Raw genomic sequence first — 13,257 nt, forward strand, 5'->3', positions numbered from 1 at the left:
TTTCATGCTATCACAAAATAGAAAAACAATCATATTTTCACCTTTGTAATCTTGCTCTTACATTTGTGAATACATACATACGCACTTTATTCAGGTTATACTAATTTCAGAGGTGATGTTCTTTGCACAATGAAGGGATTACGTTAACAAATGAGCATTGGCAAGCAATTATTCATAATGATTCTTCCTATGATAGTAAATTCTTTTATGCTGTGAAATCAACCGGAATCTTTTGCCGACCGTCATGCAAATCAAGAATACCGAATAGAAACAATGTACGAATTTTTCATCATGCAGAGCAAGCATTAAGTGAAAAATTTCGCCCTTGCAAACGTTGTAAACCAAATGGGCTCACTTTACCTACTGAAGAGTGGGTAGAACAAATTAAAGATTATATCGAAAAGCACTTCGACGAATTATTAACTCTCGACATACTTGCGGAAGTGTGTCATGGTAGCCCATTTCATTTACAACGTACTTTCAAAAAAGTAACAGGAATAAGTCCAATAGAATATATACAGCAGTTTAGGATCGTTAAAGCGGCAGAACACCTTTTACACACAAATCAATCCATTAAAGAAATTAGTACTGCTGTCGGGATAGAAAACCCAGAGTATTTCGCAACTTTATTTAAAAAGAAAACCGGATTTACTCCTACTGAATATCGAAAAAAGAACGAAATGAAAGAAGGATATAAAAATGAATTCCTCCAAAAATAAATTTATATATTGGACGCTACTTACACATGAAAATTGGCAGTTTCATATTGCTACAACTGAAAATGGACTATGCTTCATTGGATCACAAGATGAAAAATTTGAAGAACTAAATATATGGGCTAGAAAGAAATTGCCACAACATATATTGGCATGTAATCCAGATTATCTACAATCATATACGAAAGAAGTTATCGAGTATTTAGAAAGTAAACGAGAAACTTTTACATTCCCTATCGATGCTTACGGAACTGATTTTCAATTATCTGTTTGGAATACGGTACGTGAAATTCCTTATGGGAAGACATATTCTTATTCAGAAATTGCCGAAAGAATGCAAAAACCTACTGCTGTGCGTGCCGTTGCTACTGCTATTGCCGCCAACCCTCTCCTCATTACAATTCCTTGCCATCGTGTTATCGGAAAGAATGGTAAACTAACCGGTTTTAGGGGTGGATTAGAAATGAAGAAAGTGTTGCTTACATTAGAAAAGTCTCAGGTAGAATGCATATGACAGCAAAATATACTAGCGCATTAACTTTAGCAGTTCCAACAGAATTTAGTTTCCAAGAAAATTTACGCTATCTATCACGTTCTAACAATGAATGTATGTTTCACATTGAAGATAACAAAATTTATAAAGTTATCCCTGTTCAGGATGTACATCCTTTAGTTGAAATTAGTATGAACTCGGATGATAATATTCAAATACGTTTTTTAGAAGAATCATATACATCCGAAGAATCGATATGCGAAGCTGTAGCTCACTATGTAAAAGAGTGGTTTGATTTAACTACTGATTTAGCTCCCTTTCATACATTAGCTAAACATGATGTACTTCTTCAAGGACCAATTGAACAATATTATGGGCTTCGTACTTTAGGCATTCCAGACTTATTTGAAGCACTTTCCTGGGGAATTATCGGTCAGCAAATTAATCTCACATATGCTTATACACTAAAAAGAAGATTAGTCGAACACTTTGGAAATTATGTAGAATGGAACGATAGAAAACATTGGATATTCCCTTCTCCTGAAAGGATTGCCAATTTACATGTAGAGGATCTCAAAAACTTAAAAATGACGACTAGAAAATGCGAATATGTAATCGGTATTGCAAAGCTTATTACAGAAGGAAAATTATCAAAAGAATCTTTACTGCAAATACAAGATGTGCAACAAGCTGAAAAACAATTAACTGCTATACATGGTATAGGACCTTGGACTGCCAACTATGTTTTAATGCGCTGTTTACGATTTCCTTCCGCTTTTCCCATTGACGATGTTGGCTTGCACAATGCAATTAAATATATAACAGGTTCTGAAAGTAAACCGACTAAACAGGAAATAAAAGATTTTGCGGCAAATTGGACCAACTGGGAGTCTTACGCAACTTTTTATTTGTGGCGAGTATTATACTAAAGAACCAAGTAGCGCATCCGCACTACTTGGTTCTTTTTTAAGCTTGTTCCTCGAATCGTCTTGCGATTTCCACAATAACTTGAACAGCTTTTTCCATCGTATCCACCGAAACATATTCAAATTTACCGTGATAGTTTTCACCACCTGTGAAAATATTCGGCGTTGGTAATCCCATATACGATAATTGTGATCCATCTGTTCCACCACGAATCGGATGAATATTTGGTTCGATATTTAAACTTTTCATCGCTTCATATGCAATATCAACAATTTCTCTCACTGGTTCGATTTTTTCAAGCATGTTATAGTATTGATCATTCATTTCTAAAACGACTGCATTTTGTCCATACTTCTCTTGCATTTGCTTCACAATATTTTCAACGTTATGTTTACGCGCCTCAAAATTTTCACGATCAAAATCTCGAATAATATAATACGCTTTACTTTGCTCAACATCACCATTTAATGAAAGTAAATGATAGAATCCTTCATAGCCTTCTGTATATTCTGGTGCCTCTTCTACTGGTAAGTGTCCATTAAACTCCATAGCAAGTTTAGTTGCGTTACGCATTTTATTTTTCGCTGTTCCAGGGTGTGTATTCGTTCCGTTAAACGTTAACTTAGCACCTGCAGCATTAAAGCTTTCATACTCTAAACCACCTAATGGACCTCCATCCATCGTATAAGCACATGATGCACCAAACGCTTCTACATCAAAATGCGCTGGCCCACGACCAATTTCTTCATCCGGCGTAAATGCTACTCTTATTTTCCCATGTTTAATTTGCGGATTATGTATTAAATAGTTCATTGCAACCATAATTTCAGTTAGACCAGCTTTATCATCTGCTCCTAGAAGTGTCGTACCATCCGTTGTAATAATCGTATGTCCTTTATATGATGGTAATTCCGGAAACTGTTCTGGCGTTAACACAACATTTAGCTCTTCATTTAACGTAATTGCATTGCCATCAAAATTTTCATGAATTTGTGGTTTTACGTTTTTACCTGTAAAGTCTGTTGCCGTATCTAAATGTGCTAAAAAGCCGATTACTGGCACATCCTTATCCGTATTAGCAGGGAGCGTTGCCATTACATACCCATTATCATCCATTGTTACTTCTGTTAAGCCAATCTCTTTTAACTCTTCCACTAATAACTTACCAAACTCAATTTGTCCAGGTGTTGTTGGTACTGTATGACTTTCTTCATTTGATTGTGTATCAATCTTTACATATCTCGTAAATCTTTCAATAAGTTCTTGTTTCAAACTCATCCACTCCCTTTTATGTTTCTCTCTCTATTATAATCCTTAAAACGAAATATTTTAACTTTTTTGACTGTTAATATATATTTCATTTGTATTTTAGCAATTTTAAATAACAGCTAAAAAGTCGTAATATTTGTACATTAAAACTCTTACATGTAATATACATAATTATAAAATATGGGAGGTTTTAAAGATGAGGCTAACTCTCTTTCGCTATTTTCTTTTTTTCTTAGGATTAATTTTTTTCGGCCTTGGAAATGCTCTTGCAGTCAAAGTTAAATTTCTCGGTTTACATCCTTGGGAAGTTTTAAATATGGCTCTCTACCAAAGGTTTGGATGGACCATTGGTACGTGGAGTGTCATATGTGGATTATGTCTCGTTCTCATTTCTTTACTAGTAGATCGAAAATATATAAATGTGGGTACATTTTTAAATGCACTACTTATCGGTCCCATTATGGACTTTTTCTTACAATCAAATATCCTTCCAAACGCTAATGATTATTTATGGATAAACTTACTCATTTTATTTGCTGGTATTGCAATTACAGGTATTGGGGGAGGGATGTATGTTGCGGCTGGGATTGGTGCTGGCCCTCGAGATGGATTCATGCTTACTATTTCGGACAAAACAGGGCTATCTATTAGCCGTGCTAGAATTATAGTAGAATGTGTTGTACTAGTTATTGGATTTATGCTAGGAGGTCCTGTTTTCATCGTAACTTTTCTTTACACCTTTATTCAAAGTCCAATCTTTCAGCAATCATTTAAGATATTTCAAACCCTCTTACACACTTTACATAACAAAGAGAAAGTTAGTGAACATATTTAAAATACAGCTTAATACAAATAAATTCACCCTATTTACGATGCTCACCGCAAATAGGGTGTTTCTTTTTTTATCTTACAATTTAAGAATACATACTATTTATTCACAATAAATGTATATATATCGTCATAAGTACAACCATTTACTCTAATAACATACTTCCCTGGTTTACTAAAACGAATTGTGTATTTATTTAGCTGAATGGCTTCTTTATCTCCAGAAAGAATATCAATACTTCTACCACTCAATACATAAAATTCACTTTGATTCATCGTGACGTCAATTGCATTGAAGTTTCCTTCTTTCACCTGCTGTGTTTCCGCAGCGCTTACACTTTGTTCTAAAAACAGTAGTCCACTTAATCCAATCGTACCTGCTAAAGCTACTCCCGCAAACTTTTTAATCTTTTTCATCACATTGTCCTCCTTATAAATTTTGTATAAAGGTGATTTTCCCCTTTACACCACAAAGCCTATATGTAACGAAATGAAAAGTAAACGGGGACCGTAAGACAAAATTCTACATCTTTTTCTCTGTTTGAATATAAATCCAACGTTTGGAGTTTCGTCAAATTTAAAATTCTTTCCTTAAACCAACTTCCATTTATATTATTCAGAAATTGAATAATTACTTATTAATTCAACATTCTAAAAATAGTTGATAAAAACGCTTTCTATAAAAAAAGTATATTTTATAAGTACGAATTAAAACACACTCCATATATTCAATTTCATTCTCCTATCCATAATTTTTCTACATTCAATAATTGTTCATCATTAAATTCCAGCTTATATATGTCAGGCTTTGATGTATGTATTAGAAATTCAAACCCGTATTGCTTATCAAAATAATTCATCATGAGTGTCATTACAAGCCCATGTGTGCCAATTACAATTTTTTGTCCTTGAAAATCCATTAATATTTCCTTTAACACTTTCACTACCCGTCTCTGACAATCCTTATATGACTCTCCTTCCATGAGTGCAAAGTCAGGATTAGAGAACATCTTCTTTACAAGCGGATACACCTCTTTATCTGATATAACTTGATCCCCACTGGAAAACATACACTCTTTAAGGTTTTCATATATTAATATTTCTTTTTCATAGAAATTGGCTGTTTTTTCTATCGTTAACACAGCCCTCTTATATGGACTTGAAATGAAAGTATCGATTCCCTCTGTTTTTAATATGTCTGTTACTCTATGAGCGTCTAAACTTCCCTTTTCAGTTAAACCACGTGTTCTTTCACTCCCTTCTAATTTTGATGATTCACCGTGCCTAACCATATAGATATATGTATTCATACTTCCTCCTTGAAAATATTCATTCGTTTTTTATAAATTTTGTTGTTTTGTTCGTGTAATCCATTCTCCTACTAAACTCTCGAATAGTTCTGGCTGTTCAATTTGCAAATTATGTCCCGCCATATCAAGCACTGCTAATGTTGCTCTTGGATAATCTTCAATAATTTCTATAATATCTCGATAACCTACCGATATATCTTGTCTTCCTGCTAATAAAAGAACGGGTTTCTCGTATTTCTTTCGGTGAAACTCCATAGTAAGAGAATAATTTTTTTGCAACCTTTCAATAAATTCATAATTAGCAACATCTAACCCCGGCTTAATTTCTTCTTTAAATCGCTTATATGTATATTCATTTGCTACCACTGCTAACTCGCTAAATTCTTTTCTTTCAGTAGAAGTTAACGTATTTAAAAACTCCTTATCTTGTACAATTATCTGTTTATCCGGTAAACGTCTTTCTTTTTGCAGCGCAACAACCACAGGACATATTAATAATAATCCATTGACTCTCTCAAACATTTTTGAAAGTATCCCTCTAGCTAAATATCCGCCGAAAGACTCTCCTACTAGTAAAAAATCTTCCTTTGGAATGATTTCTTCAATAAATATAGTTAACACTTCTAATATATGATCTGAACTATTTATCCAATCTGGAGCGTTCGACTTTCCCATTCCAGGTAAATCAATATATATTCGTTGATAACCTTCATATTTTTGAAATACTGATTCCAGACATTTCATCATTAACCTATGATCCGGCGCACAACCATGTATAATAATGACTGGTTTACCCTCACCCACAATTTCATAGTATACTTCTGCATCTTTCATTCGAAATAACATAAAAAGTCCTCCCTATTTAGTGAAAATACTATCCACTCTGTAAGAATACACGTTCTTATTTTATGTATTTTTGTAAGATTTTTACAAATGTTAATTTTCAGATTAAAAATGAAAACCTTACTTAAAATAGCCTATAACAATCAAAAGATCAGCTAGAAAGAGGATTCTCATCATTTTATATGCAATTGTGCATCTCCACTTACAAATTACTAAAAAACCTTTACAATTCAAAGGATGACTAAATATACAATTTCCATTTAAAATCCTGATGAAGTACATATTATCAAACTCAATATTTTTTCAATTTTAAGAAGTATTAAACTCTTCAATACTTTCCTTATAAACAAGATTTTTACAAGGAAATCTGATACAATTCTTAAATAATATTATTATGTATAGATATTACGAATATAGTGCATAATTAAAGAAGGTGATTTTATTGAAATTAAATAAAAATTTACAACTATGTATATTAATCGGAACATTAATATGCTATTCAATCTATTTTATATTTTTTTATCTGTTCCCTACTCATTTTTCAAATTCGGATGTACGCTTCGCTTCACTTATCGTTGAAGCCATTACATTTGTATCACTAATTTATTCTATATATTCTAAAAAAGTCAGTTCAAATCCATTTTGGGTATGTATCACAATAGCAATTGGGAGTTTTTTATTAGGAAAAATAGTATATACATATCAAGATAGCTTCTTCGAAATTCCAATACATCGTTTTACTATTTCTGATGTATTTTACATGTTTTTTCTACTCTTTTGCCTTATCGCTTTCAGTTATAAAATTTTAAAAGAATGCGATAAATGGGAAAAAGCGTTCTTTATTTGTGATATATGTATAGTACTTACTTCCATATTCACATTAGAGTGGTATTTATTTAATCAACCAAATTTAAATATATTCTCTCTTTCACTAGGAGATGTTTTCCTTTCATTTCTATATCCAATTGCAGATTTATTATTTCTTCTACTAGGCGTTAGTCTCTTTTTCCGTCCGACAATTTTTAATTCTAAACGGAAGATTTATATCTTTATTTTTGTATTAATAAGTTCTGCAACTTTTAACTATATTTATTTTTACTTAAATAACCATTTATCAACTGAAACGATAACATTATTACGTCTTTTATATAGAATACCTATATTATTTATTGCAATAGCTGGATCTATTTCAGCAGATCGTAATAGCCATAAAAATTATTTCATTGTGAACCCTATAATAGGAAAAAAGGCTTTAGTTGTATTTCCCTATCTTGCTGTTGCAATACTAATCGGGTTTACATTAAAAGAACAAACAGCATCTTCAACTCTCATTACAGGAAATTGTATTACTTTCATTTTCGTACTCATTCGTCATTCTATTGTACGTATGCAAAATAATTCCCTAACAAAACGTTTACAGGCATTTAATGCGCAACTAGAAGAAAAAGTGACTTTACGGACTTCAGATTTAGTTCATAAATCTGAGGCTCTATCTCAAAAACAACAAAAATTCAAATCGTTATATGAATATCACCCTGATCCTATTTTTACAATTGATTTAAATGGAGTATTCTTAAATGTAAATAAAGCCGGAAGTATACTACTTGGAGCACCAACGAACGAGTTACTTGGCGAAACATGTTTTTCAATTATTTTAGATGAAGACAAATATAAACTAGCATCTGCGTTAGAAAAAGTGAAACAACAAGAATCGGCTTACTTGCAACTAAGTTCTAAATATAAAGATGGCTTTACTTATTCTTTATACGTTACCATCGTCCCTATTATAATAGACGGACAAATTTCTGGAAGTTATATTATGGTGAAAGATATTACTGCACTAAAAAAACAGCAAGAAGAAATAAAATATTTAGCATTCCATGATACTGTAACGAAAATTGGGAACCGTGCCTTTTTCCATAAGAAATTAAAAAAAGTTATAAAAAATGCTAAAACGACAGAAAGCGAGTTTGCATTATTATATTTAGATTTAGATCGCTTTAAAGCAATCAATGATACACTTGGACATTCGTCAGGAGATTACATATTAGAAGAAGTAGCAAAGCGACTCCAATCATGTCTTCCATCACATACTCATCTGTCAAGAATTGGTGGCGATGAATTTACAATCTTAATTGAAAACTATACTGACGGAGATTCCTTATTCGAGTTATGCAACCAGTTATTTGAACGCATGGAAAAACCGTTTGTCATACATGAGCATACATTAACTTTATCACTTAGTATCGGCATCGCTATTTATCCACATTCTGGAATCGATACCGCTACACTTCTGAAAAATGCTAATGTTGCCATGTATGATGCAAAAGCAAAAGAACTTAACTCTGTCTCTATTTATGACGATGTAATTGCTAAAAAAATTGAAAGACGATTACGATTAGAAAAAGATTTACCCAGCGCAATACAAAATGAAGAATTGTTCCTTTTATATCAACCTCAAGTTGATAGCGAATCTAACAAGATTATCGGTGCTGAAGCTTTAATCAGGTGGAACCATCCCGAATTAGGCGTTATTTCTCCATATGAATTTATTCCGATTGCTGAAGAAACACTACAAATTATTCCAATAGGAAAGTGGACATTGCAGCAAGCCTGTGAGCAAATGAAACGTTGGCACACACTCGGATATTCTCATTTAAAAATTGGTGTAAACTTATCTGCTAAAGAATTTGAACAAGAAGATTTTGTAAAGTCTATTTCTTCTACATTAGCAACTACAGGCTTACCAGCAAGTTCTCTCGACCTTGAATTAACAGAGCGCATTGCAATGATGGATGAGCGAGAAACATTGATAAAGCTGCGTACACTAAAGGGTTTAGGCGTCCACATTTCAATTGACGATTTTGGTACAGGTTATTCTTCACTAGCGTATTTACCTTTATATCCAATAGATACGTTAAAAATCCCAAGAGAATTTATTACAATGTCTGAAACGTGTGAAGATGGAATGGAAATTATTAAAACGATTATTACATTAGCACATACATTAGAAATGTCTGTCATTGCTGAAGGTGTAGAAACGAAAGAACATGTGAATTTCCTTCAAAAAAATAAATGTCAGTTTATTCAAGGTTACTATTATAGTAAGCCTATCCATACTCATGCATTTACTCAGCTATTAGAAAGTGGGATCCAACCATAATACATAGCTAATATGGATAAGTAATAATGAATTTGAACAACTATAGTAAAAAGGAAAGAAGATACCTTCTTTCCTTTTGTTTTTTATTTAAATTTCTATTACTTCACCACTTCATTTATTATATCTATTAACTGATGAATCCCCTCATCATTTGTTTTCTTATATCCATTCATGTTTTGAATATATCTCTCCTTATTTGTATGCAACTTATTTACTGCATGTATGAATACATTCGTACTTATTCTGTCTTGGAGTAAAACTTCCGCATATCCTTGCCGAGAAAAATATTCAGCATTTAAAACTTGATCTCCCCTACTGGAACTGTTAGTTAACGGGATAAGCAACATCGGTTTCTTCAAAAATAACAATTCAGAAATAGCAGTAGAACCCGCTCTAGAAACTACAACACTCGCCATATTTAGTATATGCGGCAACTCGTCCCCTATATACTCAAATTGCATATAACCTTCCATACCAATAGATGAATCTACCTTCCCTTTACCGCACATATGAACAATATTAAAATTTAGCAGTAATTTTTCCAAACTTTTCCTTACCATATCATTTATCCATTGAGCACCTTGACTCCCACCCATAATTAATAATACTGGTTTATCTTGCTGAAATTTACAATAGCTTCTTCCCCGCAATATGTTGCCCCTCTCAATTTCCTCCCTTACAATTGGTCCTACATAAACCTTCTTCTCATTCCTTACATTTGCTCCTGTCTGAGGAAATGTTGTGCATAGTTTTGTAGTAAAAGGTAATGCTATTTTATTTGCTAATCCTAACGTACTATCTGGTTCACGTATTATTACGGGTACTTTATTCATCCACGCTCCTATTACTACAGGAACGGACACAAATCCCCCTGCCGAAAAAATAACATCTGGTTTTATTCGTTTCATCAATTTATAACTTTGTATGCAACCTTTTATTATTTTAAAAGGATCTTTAAAGTTTTCCCAATCCCAATATCGCCTAAGCTTTCCCGTTGAAATACTATTGTATTTCACATTTTGAACTAATAGTTTTTCAATTCCATTTTGAGATCCAATATACTCAACTCCCCATCCTTTTTCCATAAATTTAGGAATTAATACCATATTAATCATTACGTGTCCGGCTGTACCGCCCCCAGTAAAGAGAATCTTTTTATTCATAATTTATATCCACCTTTATCATTAAAAATCTTGTTTTATACTAATCTATTAAATGTAAGTAAACTTACTATTATTTATATAAACATTTAGCTCAAATCCTATATCTTGCAAAAAATCTTTAATAAGATCATAAAAATCATTTCCATATTCACTACATTCATACTGAGCAAAGACTTGAATTACAGGCCTAGTTCCTGTACCTATTACTGGATTTTTCCTATCATCCTTTTTACCTTCCACATAAGCTCGACATTTATTTATCGCCTCATAGATACACAAAACATGCTCTTCCTCATCTTTCCAGTCCAACGTATCAACAATTAAAAGAAATAGCGTATTTTGATTATCTATTGTTTTATAGCCATTCATATATTTCTTACACCCTTTTTATTTTTCATTGAATGCAGATTTCACCACACTTCGCATACTCGAGTACATCTTTTAATGATTGATGGAATTGAATTTCTGGGACCCAACCTAACCTTTTTATATCCTCTATTACTAAATTCTCATTTGATTCGCTCCCACTATGCTCTGCTTCTTTTATGGAAAAATTCAGCTGTGTTAATTCTTTGTATTGTTCTATTACATCTAATAAAGACCGTTTTACCCCTGATCCAATATTATATTGTTTTCCATTTGTTCCATCGCGTAATAACACATGATACGCTTTAACCGCATCACGTACATCTAAAAAATCCCTACTATCTTTCAAACTGTTTACTTCAATAATTGCTTCACTTTTATTCGACTCTATAGTTATCATTTTTTTTGCAAGAATAGAACAAATACCATTCGATACTCCTGGACCAATTAAATTCGAGGGCTTTGCAATGATAATATTTGAATTCATTAATTCACTCCACGCCTCTGCAATAATGACTTGCATCGTTTTACTTAAACTATATGGATTTGAAATTTTCATTTCATTCATACTATCTGCTTGCAAAGCAGATCCTATAACCAACGTTCTACAGTGAGGTGCTTCCTGCTTAATTGCTTCTAATAAATATAATGTCCCTATTACATTAATCTCTACATATTCAAGAGCAGCTGTCCAAGACTCTATAACCGAATTCCTTCCTGCTAAATGCAATACATAATCTGGCTTTATTTGTTTCATTACCTTCATTACTTCGCTCTTATTAGTTAAATTACAAGTAATACCATTCCCAATTATTTCTCTATGTGCACGATTTTGAAACATAGGAAATACATGAAAGCCCTGCTCTAAAAAATATTGGCAAGCATGGCGTCCTGTGAAACCATTTGCACCAGTTATTAAAAGACTCGCATTTTTTTTCATCGTAAAAACCCTCCTTTTAATAACATTTGTTTCACCTCGTGTTTTGCAAGTAAGTCTTGTTGAGAACTAAAACTTTTCACATCCACAAGCGGATAGCTAGCATAATATTCTTGCAGCCCTTCTATAGGAATAGTCGGTAGTACCACAAAATAATTTTGATCAAAAATTATACTTGTTTTACTCTCTACCTCAGATAAAAGCATTTCACTTAATTTTTCACCCGGTCTTATCCCTACTTCTTTTACCTTCACGTTTTCCTTTTTCGAATCTTCAATTAACACTTCTGCTAAATCTGTTATTTTACATGCCGGCATTTTCATAACAAAGATTTCCCCACCTCTACCTTGATATACGGCTTTAAATAACAATCCAACAGCATCTTCAATCGTTAAGAAAAATCTAGTCATATTTGCATCGGTAATCCCTACTTGTGAAGATTTTTTAATTTGTTTTTTAAAAAGTGGTACCACACTTCCGCTCGTCCCCAAAACATTTCCACCACGAACACAAATGAATTTTGTTTTCTTCGTTTGCATATTCGCATGAACCATTAACTTCTCACCAATTGCTTTTGTCATCCCATACGTATTTGATGGATCGGCTGCTTTATCCGTTGAAACATATATAACTTTCTCAACTTGCATCTGCATAGATGCTTCAATTACATTTTGCGTACCGTGTATATTGGTTTTTATAGCTTCATAAGGATAATACTCACATACTGGAACATGTTTTAAAGCTGCAAGATGGAATACATAATGGACACCTTGGCAAGCATAGGCTAGTTGACCTTTATCACGAATATCTCCAATAATAAATTTTAATCTATCATCATTTATAAACTGTTGCTGCATTTCAAACTGAACCGTTTCATTTCTTGAAAAAACTCTAATTTCTTTCGGTGATTTTTCTAATAGTTGTTTTATAAGTTCATGTCCCCACGAACCTGTACCACCAGTAATTAAAATTATTTTATTTAGCATTTCTTTTCCTCCTACCACACATTTCAATTAAAACTGTATTTATAAAATTTATTGAATTATTTTCAATTGATTTAAATCATAATCGTCGTTTGTTACATTTAATTGACAAAAATAAAAAACAGAAACTATTAAACATAGTTTCTGTTTTTTATTTCACCTCACAACAGTAAGATTTTTTATGCTTTTTGTATGATAACTAAATCCTTGTAAAAAACACCGCTCATTTATTTCTTATACTCGTAATAAAATAAATAGA

13 protein-coding genes are annotated in these 13,257 nt (G+C 32.5%); 5 read left to right on the plus strand and 8 right to left on the minus strand.

The window, feature by feature from the left end:
- Positions 1-122: 122 nt before the first annotated feature.
- From J0835_RS18255 to J0835_RS18265, 3 genes are read left to right on the plus strand one after another with little or no spacing between them, the layout of a single operon-like run.
- Positions 123-719 carry a bifunctional transcriptional activator/DNA repair enzyme AdaA gene (locus tag J0835_RS18255; RefSeq protein ID WP_087981605.1) on the plus strand — a complete coding sequence of 199 codons (597 nt, stop codon included), beginning with the start codon at positions 123-125 and terminating at the stop codon, positions 717-719.
- Complete coding sequence (locus J0835_RS18260; protein ID WP_087981606.1) at positions 700-1,230, plus strand: methylated-DNA--[protein]-cysteine S-methyltransferase; 531 nt, start codon at positions 700-702, stop codon at positions 1,228-1,230. Before J0835_RS18255 ends, J0835_RS18260 begins: the two co-directional genes overlap by 20 nt.
- Positions 1,227-2,138: a DNA-3-methyladenine glycosylase family protein gene (locus J0835_RS18265; protein WP_087981607.1), complete on the plus strand. Its 912-nt coding sequence runs from the start codon at positions 1,227-1,229 to the stop codon at positions 2,136-2,138. Before J0835_RS18260 ends, J0835_RS18265 begins: the two co-directional genes overlap by 4 nt.
- 37 nt (positions 2,139-2,175) lie before the next feature.
- Here the strand turns inward: J0835_RS18265 and pepT are convergent, their stop codons facing one another.
- Complete coding sequence (gene pepT / locus J0835_RS18270) at positions 2,176-3,408, minus strand: peptidase T (RefSeq protein WP_061672290.1); 1,233 nt, start codon at positions 3,406-3,408, stop codon at positions 2,176-2,178.
- A 193-nt stretch (positions 3,409-3,601) separates the two neighbouring features.
- On the opposite strand from pepT, the gene J0835_RS18275 reads away from it, so the two are divergent.
- Positions 3,602-4,240, plus strand: a complete 639-nt coding sequence (locus J0835_RS18275) for a YczE/YyaS/YitT family protein (RefSeq protein WP_087981608.1) — start codon at positions 3,602-3,604, stop codon at positions 4,238-4,240.
- A 92-nt stretch (positions 4,241-4,332) separates the two neighbouring features.
- On the opposite strand, the gene J0835_RS18280 is transcribed toward J0835_RS18275, so the two are convergent.
- The 3 genes from J0835_RS18280 to J0835_RS18290 form a co-directional block, all read right to left on the minus strand.
- Positions 4,333-4,650, minus strand: a complete 318-nt coding sequence (locus J0835_RS18280; RefSeq protein ID WP_087981609.1) for a hypothetical protein — start codon at positions 4,648-4,650, stop codon at positions 4,333-4,335.
- A gap of 317 nt (positions 4,651-4,967) precedes the next feature.
- Positions 4,968-5,543 (minus strand): histidine phosphatase family protein, encoded by a 576-nt coding sequence (locus J0835_RS18285; protein ID WP_087981610.1) that lies wholly within the window; start codon positions 5,541-5,543, stop codon positions 4,968-4,970.
- Between the two features lie 30 nt (positions 5,544-5,573).
- Positions 5,574-6,389 (minus strand): alpha/beta fold hydrolase, encoded by an 816-nt coding sequence (locus tag J0835_RS18290; RefSeq protein WP_087981611.1) that lies wholly within the window; start codon positions 6,387-6,389, stop codon positions 5,574-5,576.
- Positions 6,390-6,828: 439 nt separating this feature from the next.
- Between J0835_RS18290 and J0835_RS18295 the strand changes: the two genes are divergently transcribed.
- Positions 6,829-9,549: a putative bifunctional diguanylate cyclase/phosphodiesterase gene (locus J0835_RS18295; RefSeq protein WP_140386875.1), complete on the plus strand. Its 2,721-nt coding sequence runs from the start codon at positions 6,829-6,831 to the stop codon at positions 9,547-9,549.
- A gap of 98 nt (positions 9,550-9,647) precedes the next feature.
- On the opposite strand, the gene J0835_RS18300 is transcribed toward J0835_RS18295, so the two are convergent.
- From J0835_RS18300 to J0835_RS18315, 4 genes are read right to left on the minus strand one after another with little or no spacing between them, the layout of a single operon-like run.
- The gene (locus tag J0835_RS18300; RefSeq protein WP_087981613.1) at positions 9,648-10,712 is read right to left on the minus strand and encodes an undecaprenyldiphospho-muramoylpentapeptide beta-N-acetylglucosaminyltransferase; all 1,065 of its coding nucleotides are present in this window, start codon (positions 10,710-10,712) and stop codon (positions 9,648-9,650) included.
- A gap of 48 nt (positions 10,713-10,760) precedes the next feature.
- Positions 10,761-11,081, minus strand: coding sequence for a DUF6572 domain-containing protein (locus tag J0835_RS18305; RefSeq protein ID WP_087981614.1), 321 nt, complete (start codon positions 11,079-11,081; stop codon positions 10,761-10,763).
- A gap of 25 nt (positions 11,082-11,106) precedes the next feature.
- Complete coding sequence (locus tag J0835_RS18310; protein WP_087981615.1) at positions 11,107-12,018, minus strand: NAD-dependent epimerase/dehydratase family protein; 912 nt, start codon at positions 12,016-12,018, stop codon at positions 11,107-11,109.
- Positions 12,015-13,001 (minus strand): UDP-N-acetylglucosamine 4,6-dehydratase family protein, encoded by a 987-nt coding sequence (locus J0835_RS18315; protein ID WP_087981616.1) that lies wholly within the window; start codon positions 12,999-13,001, stop codon positions 12,015-12,017. Before J0835_RS18315 ends, J0835_RS18310 begins: the two co-directional genes overlap by 4 nt.
- Positions 13,002-13,257 lie beyond the last annotated feature (256 nt).

The organism is Bacillus cereus group sp. Sample62, assembly GCF_036851315.1.
GTDB lineage: Bacteria > Bacillota > Bacilli > Bacillales > Bacillaceae_G > Bacillus_A > Bacillus_A wiedmannii.

What these genes read in the sequence shown, in the direction of transcription:
- J0835_RS18280 (WP_087981609.1), bottom strand. Translation starts at nt 4,650, where the DNA reads ATGAAAAAGATTAAAAAGTTTGCGGGAGTAGCTTTAGCAGGTACGATT.
- J0835_RS18310 (WP_087981615.1), bottom strand. Translation starts at nt 12,018, where the DNA reads ATGAAAAAAAATGCGAGTCTTTTAATAACTGGTGCAAATGGTTTCACA.
- J0835_RS18300 (WP_087981613.1), bottom strand. Translation starts at nt 10,712, where the DNA reads ATGAATAAAAAGATTCTCTTTACTGGGGGCGGTACAGCCGGACACGTA.
- J0835_RS18290 (WP_087981611.1), bottom strand. Translation starts at nt 6,389, where the DNA reads ATGTTATTTCGAATGAAAGATGCAGAAGTATACTATGAAATTGTGGGT.
- J0835_RS18315 (WP_087981616.1), bottom strand. Translation starts at nt 13,001, where the DNA reads ATGCTAAATAAAATAATTTTAATTACTGGTGGTACAGGTTCGTGGGGA.
- J0835_RS18260 (WP_087981606.1), top strand. Translation starts at nt 700, where the DNA reads ATGAATTCCTCCAAAAATAAATTTATATATTGGACGCTACTTACACAT.
- J0835_RS18305 (WP_087981614.1), bottom strand. Translation starts at nt 11,081, where the DNA reads ATGAATGGCTATAAAACAATAGATAATCAAAATACGCTATTTCTTTTA.
- J0835_RS18265 (WP_087981607.1), top strand. Translation starts at nt 1,227, where the DNA reads ATGACAGCAAAATATACTAGCGCATTAACTTTAGCAGTTCCAACAGAA.
- J0835_RS18285 (WP_087981610.1), bottom strand. Translation starts at nt 5,543, where the DNA reads ATGAATACATATATCTATATGGTTAGGCACGGTGAATCATCAAAATTA.
- J0835_RS18275 (WP_087981608.1), top strand. Translation starts at nt 3,602, where the DNA reads ATGAGGCTAACTCTCTTTCGCTATTTTCTTTTTTTCTTAGGATTAATT.